The sequence below is a fragment of the Saccharopolyspora shandongensis genome (assembly GCF_900106995.1).
GTDB lineage: Bacteria > Actinomycetota > Actinomycetes > Mycobacteriales > Pseudonocardiaceae > Saccharopolyspora > Saccharopolyspora shandongensis.
The window spans coordinates 1-15,438 of sequence record NZ_FNOK01000063.1; the positions used below are offsets into that span (position 1 = coordinate 1).

Annotated in this window: 1 protein-coding gene and 1 pseudogene; both read left to right on the forward strand. The window is 70.7% G+C overall.

The window, feature by feature from the left end; all coding sequences use genetic code 11:
* The first annotated feature begins 12 nt into the window (after window positions 1-12).
* A complete protein-coding gene (locus BLW84_RS50045; protein WP_218157648.1) occupies window positions 13-10,977 on the forward strand; it encodes a type I polyketide synthase in 10,965 nt (3,654 codons plus the stop codon).
* A 43-nt stretch (window positions 10,978-11,020) separates the two neighbouring features.
* Window positions 11,021-15,424 (forward strand): annotated as a pseudogene (locus BLW84_RS39125) (type I polyketide synthase); the annotation flags it as partial.
* Window positions 15,425-15,438 lie beyond the last annotated feature (14 nt).

Below are 15,438 nucleotides of genomic sequence, written 5' to 3' on the forward strand. Positions count from 1 at the left end.
CTGCCCGGCGCGATGGGCCCGCTCGCGATCACCGACCACCGGCTGCTCGCCCTCCTACCGGAGGACTGGACGTTCGCCCAGGCCGCCGCCACACCCGCGGTTTTCCTGACCGCCTACCACGCACTCCACCACCTCGCGCAGGTCCAACCCGGGCAGCGCGTGCTCGTGCACGCCGCCGCCGGCGGTGTCGGCATGGCCGCCATCCAGCTGCTCCAGCACTACGGCGCCGACATCTACGCCACCGCCCACCCCAGCAAATGGGAAACCCTGCGAGAACTCGGAATCCCCGACGACCACATCGCCTCGTCCCGAACCCCGGACTTCGCCACGCAGTTCCCGCCGGTCGACGTCGTCCTGAACTCGCTCACCGGAGACCTCCTCGACGCCTCGCTCGACCTCCTCACACCCGGCGGGCACTTCATCGAACTCGGCAAGACCGACCCCCGCGACCCCGCCGAACACCCCGGACTGCGCTACCACGCCTTCGACCTCACCGAGGCCGACCCGACACACCTCCAGGCCATGCTCGGCGACCTAACCACGCTGTTCGCCAGCGGCGACCTGACCCCGTTGCCGGTGACCGCCTGGGACATCCGCCAGGCCCCGGAAGCCTTCCGCCACCTCAGCAACGCCCGCCACACCGGCAAACTCGCACTCACCATCCCGACCACGCCCGATCCACACGGCACCATCCTCATCACCGGCGGCACCGGCTCACTCGGCACCGTTCTCGCCCGCCACCTCGCCGCACAACACCCCGCACACCTCCTCCTGGCCAGCCGCCAAGGTCCAGCCGCACCGGGCGCGGCACAGCTCCGCGACGAGCTGCGATCGCTCGGGGCGGACGTCAGCATCGCGGCCTGCGATTTCGCCGATTCCGATGCTGTGCAACGACTTCTCGACACCATTCCGGCCGACCGGCCGCTCACCGGAGTCGTCCACGCCGCCGGCGCCCTCCACGACGCCCCGGTACACGCGCTCACCGCCGAGCAGCTGGCCACGGTTCTGAGATCCAAAGTGGACTCCGCCTGGAACCTGCATCACGCCACCCGTAAGCACGATCTCGCGTTCTTCGCCTTCTACTCCTCCGCCGCCGCACTTCTCGGCAATCCCGGACAGGCCAACTACGCCGCCGCCAACGCCTTCCTCGACGCCCTCGCCGAACACCGCCACGCCCAAGGGCTTCCGGCGCAGTCGCTCGCCTGGGGACCTTGGAACACCAGCGACGGCATGACGCAGCACCTCACCCGCGGCGAGCGGGAGCGCATGGCGGGCATCGGGATGCACTTCCTCGATCCCGACGAGGCCCTCCGCCTGTTCGACCAAGCCCGTGGCAACCCGGACCCGTACCTGGTGCCGCTCCGGCTCGACAACAAGCGCCGGCCGGTCGCGTTGCTGAGCGAGCTGGCTCCCGGCCTGGCTCGAACGCGGCGGGCCGCGGCACCGTCGTCGTTGGCAGGCCGGCTCGCGGCCGTTCCCGAGGCGCAGCGTCACCGCGTGGTGCTGGAGCTCGTCCAAACCCACGCCGCTGCGGTCCTGGGCCACTCCGATCCGGCGAGCATCGACGCGCGGTCGAGCTTCAAGAGCCTGGGGTTCGACTCGTTGACCTCGGTGGAGCTGCGGAACCGGCTCGCCGCCACCACGGGCCTGTCCCTGCCGCCTGGGCTGATCTTCGACCACCCCACGCCTTGGACGCTGTCCGACCGGCTGTGCGCCCTCCTGTTGGCCGATCGCCCGAAGCCCCAGCCGGGCCCGAGGACAACGCGGCGCGCCGACGACGAGCCGATCGCCATCGTCGGCATGGCGTGCCGGCTGCCCGGCAGCGTGCATTCGCCGGACGAGCTGTGGCAGCTGGTCGCCTCCGGTGCCGACGCCATCACCGGCTTCCCGACCAACCGCGGCTGGAACCTGGACGACCTCTTCGACCCGGATCCCGACGCGTCGGGGAAGTCCTACGCCCGGCACGGCGGATTCCTGCACGACGCCGACCAATTCGACCCGGCATTCTTCGGCATCAGCCCCCGCGAAGCACTGGCCATGGACCCGCAGCAGCGACTCCTGCTGGAAACCACCTGGGAAGTCCTCGAGAACGCGGGCATCGACCCCGGCGAGCTGCGCGGCAGCCCGACCGGCGTCTTCGTCGGAGCGATCCCGCAGGACTACGGGGCGCGGCTGCACAATGCGGCGAAGGACGTGGAAGGGCACGTCCTGACCGGCACGACGTCCAGCGCCATCTCGGGGCGCGTGGCCTATCTGCTGGGTCTGGAAGGCCCGGCGGTCACCGTGGACACCGCCTGCTCGTCGTCGCTGGTGGCGATGCACCTGGCGTGCCAGTCGCTGCGCTCCGGCGAGTCGAGCATGGCGTTGGCGGGCGGAGCCACCGTGATGGCGACGCCCGGAATGTTCATCGAGTTCAGCCGCCAGCGCGGACTGGCGCAGGACGGGCGCTGCAAGCCGTTCTCCGTCGACGCCGACGGCACGAGCTGGGCCGAAGGCGCCGGAGTCGTGGCGCTGGAACGGCTCTCCGACGCGCAGCGCAACGGTCACCGCGTTCTGGCCGTGATCCGCGGTAGCGCGGTGAACCAGGATGGCGCGAGCAACGGGCTCACCGCGCCCAACGGGCCGTCGCAGGAACGCGTCATCCTGCAAGCACTCGCCAACGCCGGACTCACACCCGCCGACGTCGACGCCGTCGAAGCCCACGGCACCGGAACCTCGCTGGGCGACCCCATCGAAGCCCAAGCGCTCCTCGCCACCTACGGCCAGCACCACACCGCCGAACGACCGGTGTGGCTCGGGTCGCTGAAGTCCAACATCGGCCACTCCCAGGCAGCCGCGGGCGTTGCGGGCGTCATCAAGATGGTGCAGGCGTTCCACCACGACGAACTCCCCGCGACGCTGCACGCCGACGCACCGTCACCGCACATCGACTGGAGCAGCGGCGCACTCGCACTGCTCGCCAAGCCTCAGCCCTGGCCGGAAACCGGTCGGCCACGCCGCGCCGCGGTCTCGTCCTTCGGCGTCTCCGGCACCAACGCGCACCTCATCCTCGAACAGGCGTCACCAGAAGAGTCCACACAGGACAGTAGCCCTGCGGAGATCATCGTCGGTACTGGTGATCTGGTGCCGTGGGTGGTCTCCGCCAGAACGCCCGACGCCCTCGCCGCGCAAGCAGCACGGCTGCACGACCACCTGGTGCAGGACTCCGGTTGGACGCCTTCGACGGTGGCGTGGTCGCTGGCCACCACCCGGGCCTCGCTCGAACACCGGGCCGTGATCCTCGGGCGCGATCGGGACGAGCTGCTGAACGAGCTGCGCACCTTGGCCCGCGGCGAAGTCTCCCCCCGGATCATGCCGCGCACCGGCCCCATGACGCCTGATCCGGATCGCGTGGTGCTGGTCTTCCCCGGCCAGGGCGGCCAATGGCCCGGCATGGGCCGGGAACTGCTCGACACCAGCCCAGTCTTCGCCGCAGCTCTGGCCGAATGCGATCAGGCGCTGTCGCGGTACCAGGACTGGTCGGTGACCGACCTGCTCCGCAACGGCGATGCCTTGGAACGAGTGGATGTCATCCAGCCCGCGCTGTTCGCCGTCATGGTGTCCCTGACCCGGGTCTGGCAGGCACTCGGGGTTCGGCCAGCAGTCGTCGTCGGCCACTCCCAGGGTGAGATCGCAGCCGCGCACATCGCAGGCGCACTCGACCTAGACCAAGCCGCCCGCGTCGTCGCCCTGCGATCCCAACTGATCCGCACCCACCTCGCCGGACACGGCAGAATGCTCTCCACCGCACTCTCGGTCGACGACCTCAAGCCGCACCTCGACGAGCGGATCTCGGTCGCCGCGATCAACAGCCCGACCGCCACCGTGCTCTCCGGCGACACCGACGCCATCCGCACCCTGCACAGCGCACTCACCGACCAAGGCGTGCGCTCCCGCGTGCTACCGGTGGACTACGCCTCCCACAGCCACCACGTCGAAACACTCCGACGGCCACTGCTGGGACAACTCGCCGGACTCACCCCGAAACCAAGCGAAATCCCATTCCACTCCACCGTCACCGGCGAAGCACTCGACACCACCGAACTCGACGCCGACTACTGGTACACCAACCTCGCCACCACCGTCGACTTCCACCGCACCATCACGCAGCTGAACGCCGCCGGGCACCACACCTACCTCGAACCCGGCCCACACCCCACGCTTAGCCACCACATCAGCACCATCGCCGCCGACGCGACCAGCGCGACCACGCTCCACCGCGACCACCCCGGCCGCGACACGCTCCTCGCCAACGCCGCGCACCTCTGGGCCAACGGCACCCCCATCGCATGGCAGGCCGTCCTGCCCGCCTGCGAGCGCATCGCCCTCCCCACGTATCCCTTCCAGCGCGAACGGTTCTGGATCGCACCGGCCACCACCCGCGTGGCGGAGAGCGAGGACACCGGGCGCCCCAAGGGCGATACGGCGTCCACTGCCAAGCTCCACCAGCAGCTCGCCCGGCTCCCCGCGCACCAACGGCACACGCACCTCCTCGACCACGTCATCCGCCACGCCGCCGCCGTCCTCAACTACGCCGATCCCGAGGCGATCCCCACCCACCACACGTTCCAGCAGATCGGCTACGACTCGGTCACCGCGATCCAGCTCCGCAACCAACTCGCCGCCACCACCCGGATTTCCCTCCCCGCCACCCTGATCTACGACCACCCCACGCCCACCCAGCTCGCCGACCACCTGCTGGAACTGCTGCTCGGCGAGCCGGGTTCGCGGTCCACGCAGGACTCCGCGCCGGTCGACGAGCGCGAGCCGATCGCGATCGTCGGCATGGCGTGCCGGTTGCCGGGCGGCGTCACGTCTCCGGACCAGCTGTGGGACCTGGTCGCCGCCGCCACGGACGGGATCTCGGACTTCCCGCCGAACCGCGGCTGGGACCTCCAACGCCTCTTCCACCCCGATCCCGACAACCCGGGGACGACGTACTGCCGGCAGGGCGGATTCCTGCTGGACGCTGCGGAATTCGACCCGGCGTTCTTCGGCATCAGCCCGCGCGAAGCGCTCGCCATGGATCCCCAGCAGCGCCTGCTCCTCGAAACCACGTGGGAAGCGATCGAGAACGCCGGAATCGACCCGGCGACGCTCCGCGGCACCGCCACCGGCACCTTCGTCGGCGCGACCGCGCAGGACTACGGGCCGCCGCTGCACCAGGTGGCGCCGGATTCGGCCGGCCACGCGCTCACGGGCACGACGCCGAGCGTCATGTCGGGGCGAGTCGCCTACACCCTCGGCTTGGAAGGCCCGGCGGTCACGGTGGACACGGCGTGCTCGTCGTCGCTGGTGGCGATGCACCTCGCCTGCCAATCGCTGCGTTCCGGCGAGGCTCGGTTGGCGCTGGCCGGCGGGGTGACGATCATGGCGGCTCCCGGCATCTTCCTGGAGTTCAGCCGCCAGCGGGGCCTGGCTCGGGATGGGCGCTGCAAGGCGTTTTCCGCCGCGGCGGACGGGACCACCTGGTCGGAAGGCGTCGGGGTCGTGATGCTGGAACGGCTCTCGGACGCCCAGCGAAACGGCCACCGCATCCTGGCCGTGATCCGGGGAAGCGCGATCAACCAGGACGGCGCGAGCAACGGCCTGACCGCACCCAACGGCCCGTCGCAGGAACGCGTCATCCAGCAGGCGCTCGCCAACGCCGGACTCACGCCCGCCGACATCGACGCCGTCGAAGCCCACGGCACCGGGACATCGCTGGGCGACCCCATCGAGGCCCAGGCACTGCTGGCCACCTACGGCCAGCACCACAACGCCGAACAGCCCCTGTGGCTGGGGTCGTTGAAGTCCAACATCGGTCACACCCAGGCAGCCGCAGGCGTTGCGGGCGTCATCAAGATGATCCAAGCCCTCCAGCACAACCAGCTGCCTGCCACGCTGCACGCGGAAGAGCCGTCGGCCCACATCGACTGGAGCAGCGGCACGCTCGCACTGCTCACCGAGCCTCAGCCCTGGCTCGAAGGCGACCGACCGCGACGGGCCGCAGTCTCCTCCTTCGGCGTCTCCGGCACCAACGCACACCTCATCCTCGAACAGGCACCACCGGAAGAGTCCACAGAGGAACTCGCGGGCTCGGTTCAAGTTCCGTGGATGATCTCCGCGAAGACACCGGAAGCCCTGACAGCTCAAGCAGAACGTCTGTGCTCCCTGCTCCGCGACCGGGACGACTGGTCGCCCGCCGAGGTGGCCTGGTCACTCGCCACCACCCGGGCCACCTTCGAACACCGCGCCGCGATCCTGGGCTCCGATCGCGAGGAATTGCTGGCAGGGCTGGAGGATCTGGCCAGTGATCGGGACGCGGACGGAGTCATCCGCGGCTTGGCGACGAACCGCCGCAACCACGTGGCGATGCTGCTGTCCGGGCAAGGCAGCCAGCGCCCCGGCATGGGACAGAGCCTGCACGAGGCGTTCCCCGTCTTCGCCGAAGCCTGGGACGAAGCATGCGCACACCTCGACCCGCTACTCGGACTGGACCGGCCGCTCACCGACATCGTCTTCCACGGCAAGCCCGAAGAAGTCGAAGACACGCTGATCGCGCAGCCCGCGCTGTTCGCGCTTCAGGTCGGGTTGTTCCGGCTGCTCGAACACCACGGCATCACTCCCGACTACCTCATCGGCCACTCCATCGGCGAACTCACCGCCGCCCACCTCGCCGGAGTGCTCACCCTCCCCGACGCGGCACGCCTGCTGGCCGCACGGGCCCAGCTGATGCGCACGCTGCCCGGCACCGGGGTCATGGCGAGCGTCCAGGCCGGCGAAGGCGAGCTCACCGACGCCCACCCCGAACTCCTCGCCCCGGACAGCGGCGTTTCCATCGCCGCCATCAACAGCCCGCAATCCACCGTCATCTCCGGCGACCCCGGCCCGGTGCGGGCCATCACCGGACACTGGCGGAACCAAGGCCGCACCACCCGGGAACTGCACACCAGCCGCGCTTTCCACTCGCCGCACTGCGAGCCGTTGGTCGACGCGCTCGAACAGACCGCCCGGGAGCTGACCTACCACCCGCCGACGATCCCGGTCATCTCGACCGCCACCGGGACGATCACCGACGACATCGCGACTCCGGCCTACTGGGCCCGGCAGATCCGGCGGGCCGTCCGGTTCCACCCCGCGCTCACCTGGCTGCACCAGAACCACACCGTCACGCACCACATCGAGCTCGGGCCGGACACCACGCTCTCCACCCTCGCCCGGACCACCCACGACACACCCAGCCACGCCACCCTCAAACCCGGCACGGACGACACCACCGCGTACCTCACGGCCCTGACCTGCGCGCACACCACCGGACTCAGCCCGCGCTGGGCCACCCTCCTGGCCCCGGCCCGGACCTTCGACCTGCCCACCTACGCCTTCCAGCGCCAGCGGTACTGGCTCAGTCCGACGGCTTCCGCCGGGAGCCCCGAGGCGCTGGGGCTGGACAGCGGCGGGCACCCGCTGCTGTCCGCGCGCACCGATGTGCCCGGCACCGGCGAGGTGATCTTCACCGGGCGCGTCTCGCTCGACGACCACCCCTGGCTCGCCGACCACGTCGTCCAGGGCACCGTCCTGCTGCCCGGCACCGCGTTCCTCGACATGGCGCTCCACGTCGCCGCCGGGCTCGGGCATCAACTGGACGACCTCACCGTCCTCGCGCCCCTCGAACTCCCGGAGCACGGCCACATCGCGCTCCACGTGACCGCCACGGCCGTTGACGACGACGGCCGGCGGAGCCTGTCGATCCACTCGCGCGGCGAGGGCGAGTCCTGGACCCGCCACGCGACCGCCACCACCAGCGGCGCCGAGGACGACGACACACCGGATCTGGCTGCCTGGCCTCCGGAAGGGGCGGTCGCCGTCGACGTCGGCGATCTGTACGACGTGCTCGCCGGGCAGGGCTTCGACTACGGCCCGGCGTTCCGCGGCCTGCACGCCGCCTGGCGGCTCGGCGACGACATCTACGCCGAAGTCGCCCTGCCCGACGAGAGCGGCGCGCCGGGCTGGACGATCCATCCCGCGCTCCTCGACGCCACCCAGCACGCCGCCGTCATCGGCGACGACCGGGGCGACGGGCGCACCCGACTGGTCTTCTCCTGGGCGAATGTCCGCCTGCACCTCGCCGGTTCCTCGCGGCTTCGCGTCCGGCTGCGCCACACCGGCGAGGACACCATGGCGCTCGCCATGGCCGACCACACCGGACGCCCGGTGGCGACCATCGGGGCGTTGACCCTTCGGCGGTCGACCAGCGAGCGGAGCGGCGAGCTGTTCCACGTCGACTGGGTGCCGCACGTCGCCGAACCGGGCGACGAGGCCCCCGAGGCACTGGTTCTCGACTACCGGTCGCCCGCGGGCAGCGGCTCCGTTCCGGCCCGGGTCGAGGGCTTGGTGCAGGAGGTCCTGGAGCAGGTGCAGGAATGGCTGTCGGATGCGGAACAGCCGGCGACCCACCTGGTGGTGGTGACCCGGGGCGCGGTGGCGGTGCACCCGGCCGAGACGGCGGACCTGGTCACGGGCCCGTTGTGGGGCCTGCTGCGGGTGGCGCAGAACGAGCACCCGGATCGCATCCTGCTCGTCGATACCGACGAGTCCCACCAGGACGTGCCGGACCTGCTGCGGAGGGCCATCGCCTCGGGCTCGTGGCAACTCGCGCTGCGGGGTGGCGCGGTGTTCACGCCCCGTTTGAGCCGCGCCGATTCCAGGCAGGAGCTGGAGCCGCCGGAGAGCGGTGCTTGGCGGCTGGACGTGACCGAGCGCGGCAGCATCGACAACCTCCACCTGGCCTCGTTCGCGGAGGCCGAGGCGCCGCTCGCGGCCGGTCAGGTGCGAGTTGCGGTGCGGGCGGTCGGCGTGAACTTCCGCGACGTCCTCAACACCCTCGGCATGTACCCCGGTACCCCGCCGCTGGGCATCGAAGGCTCCGGCGTGATCAGCGAGGTCGCCGGTGATGTCGGCGATCTGTCGGTCGGCGACCGGGTGTGGGGCATCCTGCCCGGCTCGATGGGCCCGCTCGCGGTCACCGACCACCGGCTGCTGGCGCCGGTGCCCGACGGGTGGAGCTTCGCCCAGGCCGCCACCGCGCCTGCGGTCTTCCTCACCACCTACCACGCCCTCCACCACCTGGCGGAGGTCCAACCAGGACAGAAGGTCCTCGTGCACGCCGCCGCGGGCGGCATCGGGATGGCCGCGATCCAGCTGCTCCAGCACTGCGGCGCCGACATCTACGCCACCGCACACCCGAGCAAATGGGCGACCTTGCGCGAACTCGGCATTCCCGCAGATCACATCGCGTCCTCCCGCACCCCGGACTTCGGCACGCAGTTCCCGCCGGTCGAAGTCGTGCTGAACTCGCTCACCGGCGAGCTCCTCGACGCCTCGCTGGACCTGCTCACGCCCGGCGGGTACTTCATCGAGCTCGGCAAGGCCGATCCCCGAGACCCGGCCGAGCACCCCGGGTTGCACTACCACGCCTTCGACCTCACCGAGGTCGACCCGGCCCACCTGCAGGCCATGCTCGGCGACCTCACCGCGCTGTTCGATCAAGAGCACATCCGCCCGCTGCCGGTGACCACGTGGGACATCCGCCAGGCCCCGGAAGCGTTCCGGCACCTCAGCAATGCCCGCCACACCGGCAAACTCGCACTCACCATCCCCACCGCACCCGAGCCGAACGGCACCATCCTCATCACCGGCGGCACCGGCTCCCTCGGCAGCGTCATGGCCCGGCACCTCGCCACCCGCTACCCCGGCTGCCACCTCCTGCTCGCCAGTCGCCGAGGGCCGACCGCACCCAGCGCAGAGAGCCTCCGCGACGAGCTCATCGCGCTCGGAGCGAAGGTCACCATCGCGGCCTGCGACATCACCGACGCCCGCCAAGTCACCGAGCTGATCGACGACATCTCCGCCGAGCACCCGCTCACCGGGGTCGTCCACACGGCCGGTGTTCTCGGCGACGCACCGGTGCACGCCCTCACCGCCGAGCAGGTCGCCGCGGTCCTGAAATCCAAAGTGGACTCCGCCTGGAACCTGCATCGCGCCACCCAGCGGCAGGATCTCGCGTTCTTCGTCCTCTACTCCTCCGCCGCCGGATTCCTCGGCAACCCCGGCCAGGCCAACTACGCCGCCGCCAACACCTTCCTCGACGCCTTCGCCCGCTACCGCCGCATCCGAGGGCTTCCCGCGCACTCGCTCGCGTGGGGCCCCTGGAGCACCGGCGACGGCATGACCCAGCACCTCACGCATGCCGACCAGCAACGCATGGCGAACAGCGGCGCCCTGCCGTTCGAGCCCGAGGACGGGATCCGGCTGTTCGACGAGGCGCTCGGCAGTTCCGAGCCGATGCTGCTGCCGATCAAGATCGATCCGAAGGCGCTCCGGCGCCACCACGCCCCCACGTCGCTCGCCGGCCGAATCCCCGAGCAGCGCGGGGAGGCGCAGCCGCGGAACGCCGAGCCGCTCATGGCCCGGCTGCAGGGGATGCCCGAGCAGCACCAGCACCGCACCGTGCTGGAAGTCATCCGGATGCACGCCGCCGCCGTTCTCGGGCACGCCGGTTTCGACGACATCCCCGCCGATCGCCCGTTCCTGGAGCTCGGTTTCGACTCGCTCACCTCGGTGGAACTGCGCAACCGGCTCGCCACCGCGACCGAACTGAGGCTGCCCACCACCCTCGTCTTCGAGCACCCGACGCCGCACAAGATGGCCACCCACCTGCGCGGCGAGCTGGTCGGCGGGGATGACGACGCCGCGTCCGTGCTCTCCGCGCTCAGCCACCTCGAAGACGTCCTGGCGACGATCCCCTTGCCGGCCGACTCGCGGAGCGAGGTCCTGGCGAGGCTGACCGCGCTGCTCGGGGCGCACCACGGCGAGCGCGGCACCGCCGACGACTCGATCGACTCGGCGTCCGACGAGGAGATCTTCGAACTCATCGACCGCGACCTCGAACAGTCCTGACCCGAGCGCCCCGAAGGAGGAGGACACCGCGATGGCGAACGAGGAGAAGCTCCGCAGCTACCTCAAGCGCGTCACCGCCGAGCTGCGGCAGGCGCGGCAGCGGTTGAGCGCGGCTGCGGTCCCCGAGCCGATCGCCATCGTCGGGATGGGGTGCCGGTTCCCGGGCGGTGTCGCCTCGCCGGCGCAGTTGTGGGAGCTCGTGGCGGCCGGCCGGGACGCGATCTCCGGGTTTCCCGCCGACCGGGGCTGGAACCTCGACGCGCTGTACCACCCGGACCCGGAGCACCGCGGGACGAGCTACGTCCGGGAGGGCGGATTCCTGCACGACGCCGCGGAGTTCGACGCCGCGTTCTTCGGCATCAGCCCGCGCGAAGCCCCGGCCATCGATCCGCAGCAGCGGTTGTTGCTGGAAACCTCCTGGGAGGCGCTCGAACACGCCGGCATCGATCCCCTGTCGCTGGACGGCAGCCCGACCGGCGTGTTCACCGGCGTCATGTACCAGGACTACGGGTCGCGGCTGGCGCCGCTCATCCCGGCCGAGTTCGAGGGGTACGTGGGCCACGGCAGCGCGGGCAGCGTGGCGTCCGGCCGCGTGTCCTACACGCTCGGCCTGGAGGGGCCGGCGGTCACCGTGGACACCGCCTGCTCGTCGTCGCTGGTGGCGATCCACCTCGCCTGCCAGTCGCTGCGGGCCGGGGAGTCGACGCTCGCGTTGGCGGGTGGGGCCACTCTCATGGCGACACCCACCATGTTCGTGGAGTTCAGCAGGCAGCGCGCCCTGTCGCCGGACGGCCGGTGCAGGCCGTTCGCCGCGGCGGCGGACGGCACCAGCTGGGCCGAGGGCGTCGGCGTCGTGGTGTTGGAGCGGCTCTCGGAGGCCGAGCGCAACGGCCATCCCGTGCTGGCGGTGATCCGGGGCAGCGCGGTCAACCAGGACGGCGCGAGCAACGGGTTGACCGCGCCCAACGGGTCTTCGCAGCAGCGGGTGATCTCGAAGGCGCTGGCGGCCGCGGGGCTGGGGCCCGCCGATGTCGATGCCGTCGAAGCCCACGGCACCGGCACTTCGCTGGGGGATCCGATCGAAGCCCAAGCGCTGCTGGCGACCTACGGGAAGCACCGCACCGCCGAACGCCCGTTGTGGCTGGGGTCGCTGAAGTCCAACATCGGCCACACCCAGGCCGCGGCCGGGGTCGGCGGCGTCATCAAGATGGTCCAGGCCCTCCGGCACGGCGAGTTGCCCGCATCGCTGCACGCCGAAGCGCTCTCGCCGCATGTCGACTGGAGCAGCGGGGCGCTCGCGCTGCTCACCGAATCCCGGCCCTGGCCGGATGCCGACCGGCCGCGCCGGGCCGCCGTGTCGTCCTTCGGCGTCTCCGGCACCAACTCGCACCTCGTCCTCGAACTGCCGACTCGTGACGCAGAGTCCACACAGGACGATTCGCGTCCGGAGATCGTGGTCGTGGATCGTGCTTCGGGCGTTGGGGACGAGCCGGTGCCGTGGGCGATCTCCGGTAAGACGCCGGAGGCGCTTGCGGCATTCGCGGGGCGGCTGCGCGAGCATCTGTCCGCGAGCAAGGATTGGACGCCCGTGGAGGTCGGGGCGACTTTGAGCAAGCGCAGCGGCTTCGCGCACCGCGCCGTCCTCCTCGGCAAGGACCGGCACGATCTGCTGCAACACCTGCGCGATTTCGCCAGCGGCACCGCGACGCCCGGCGTCATCCGGCCCACGCAAGCCCAGGCCCACAACACCGACCGCATCGTCATGGTCTTTCCCGGGCAGGGCGGCCAATGGCCCGGCATGGGCCGCCAGCTGCTCGACACCAACCCCGTTTTCGCCGCGGCACTGGCCGAATGCGATCAAGCGCTATCCGGCTACCAGGACTGGTCGGTCGTCGACCTGCTGCGGAACGGATCCCCGCTGGACCGCGTCGACATCATCCAACCGGCGCTGTTCGCCGTCATGGTGTCACTGGCCCGGGTTTGGCAGGAGCTCGGGATACAGCCTGCCGCCGTCGTCGGCCACTCCCAAGGCGAAATCGCCGCTGCACACATCGCAGGTGCGCTCGACCTAGACCAAGCCGCGCGTGTCGTCGCCTTGCGGTCGCAACTGATCCGCACCCACCTCGCCGGACACGGCGGCATGCTGTCGGTCCCGCTCTCCGTCGATGATCTCCGACCCCATCTCGACCCGGAACGCGTTTCGATCGCCGCGATCAACAGCCCCACGGCCACCGTGCTCTCCGGTGACACCGACGCCATCCGCGCCCTGCACAACGTTCTGACCGACCAAGAAGTGCGCTCGCGGATCCTGCCCGTCGACTACGCCTCACACAGCCACCACGTCAAAACACTCCGACAACCACTACTGGAACAACTCGCCGGACTCACCCCGAAACCAAGCGAAATCCCGTTCCACTCCACCGTCACCGGCAAAGCACTCGACACCACCACCCTGGATGCCGGCTACTGGTACACCAACCTCGCCACCACCGTGCACTTCCACGACACCATCACCCGCCTCCACACCGCTGGTCACGACACCTTCCTCGAACCCAGCCCGCACCCCACCCTCACCCACCACGTCACCGCCTTGCCGGACGTGGTCACCGCCAGCACGCTGCACCGCGACCACCCCGGCACCGACACGCTCCTCACCAACGCCGCGCACCTGTGGATCCACGGCGCGCCGATCACCTGGCAGGCCGTGCTGCCCGCCGGCGAGCACGTCGAACTTCCGACGTATCCCTTCCAGCGCGAGCGCTACTGGCTCGACGGGCCGCGGCACGACGGCCTGGGCGAGGTTCGGCATCGCGTCGCTTGGCATCCCGTTCCCACGCCGCCCCGGCGGCCGAGCGGGACCTGGCTGATCGTTTCGCCGCCCGATGTCGCGGACCCATGGACAGAGGTCGTCTCCGATGCGTTGACCGCAGCCGGCGCGACCGTGCGGCAGCTGACGTTCGATGAAGCGGTCGAGCCGAAACTGCCAGAAGTGCTCGCCGCACAAGGCTCTTTCGAAGGCGTCGTCTCCCTGCTCGCCCTGACCGAGCGGCCGCAGCCCGCACGCCACGTGGTCGCGACAGATGCGCTGGTGGAGGCCGGTCTCCGCGTGCCGTTGTGGTTCCTGACGAGCGGAGCGGTTTCGACGAGCCCGTCCGAACCCGCGGCCGATCTCGAACGGGCCCTCCTGCTCGGGCTGACGCGGGAGGCCGCCGGAGAACGGCCGGACATCGGCCTGCTGGATCTCCCCGCAGGCCCGGATGAGCTCTCGCCCTCGGATCTGGCCGGCTGCCTGTCGCAGCCCGGTGGCGAGTTCGCCCTTCGCGAGGCCGGGCTCCTCGTCCGGCGACTGGTCCACGCGCCGGTCGACAACGCCCGGCCGGTTCGCGACTGGTGCCCGCGCGATACCGCGCTCGTCACCGACTGCACGTCCGAGAGCGGTCTGCACCTCGCGGAGTGGCTGGCCCGGCGTGGGGCGGAGCACCTGGTGCTGCTCGCCGACCCCGATCAGCCCGACCCGGTCGAGCTCGAAGCCGCGCTGACCGAGCGGGGCGCCAAGGTGACCGTCGCCCGCTGCGCCCCGACCGATCACGCCGGGCTGGACGAAGTGCTTTCGTCGATCCCGCAGCAGTATCCACTGAGGACTGTCCTGCACATCGCGGCGTCGCCGCTCGCCGAACCTCGTGGCGCGCTGAACCTGGACGAGCTGACTCGCGGTCACGATCTCGATGCCTTCGTGCTCCTCTCGACCACCGGCAGCGCCGTCGGCGAGGTCTTGGACTCGGTCGCCCGGCAGCGGCGGGCGCACGGGCTACCGGCGGTCTCGATGACCTGGAGTCCTGGCGCGGCTCCCGTCGCGGGTGCCCTGAAGCAGGCGCTCGATCACGACGAAACCTCGATCGTGCTGTTCCGGCGCGAGCCGTCCATGGAGCCGGAGGGTGGTGCGGAAGCCGGTCGGCCCGGTGACCTCGCCGCACGGCTCGCCGCCGCGCCGGGCGGCGAGAAGCGGAAGATCCTCTTGGCGGCCGCGCAATCCCTGGCCGCCGTCGTGCTTCGGCATGCTGAGCCGCAGCGGATCGCGCCCGGCCAGCCGTTCAAGGAACTCGGCTTCGACTCGATCACCGCGGTCGAGTTCCGCAACCGGCTCAACGCCGTCACCGGCCTTCGGCTACCGGTCACCGTCCTGTTCGACCATCCCACGGTGGAGGCGCTGGTCGAACGGTTGCTCGCCGACCTCGTCCCGGCACCGTCGATCTCGGCCGCGCTCGACGGCCTGGAATCCGCCTTGTCCGGGCAGACGATGTCCGAAGTGGACAGGCGACGGCTGGCGGCGATCGCCGACTCCTGGCTGCCCGGTGCGCCGCGACCGGACGGGGTCGCCACGAGGCTCGAATCCGCGTCGAACGAAGAAATCGTCGAATTCATCAACCGCGAGCTCGGCATCAACTGACCGGCAGAAAGAGG

Bases quoted from the DNA above. Each gene is read 5' to 3' on its own strand.
- BLW84_RS50045 (WP_218157648.1), top strand. From the start codon at position 13: ATGGGCCCGCTCGCGATCACCGACCACCGGCTGCTCGCCCTCCTACCG.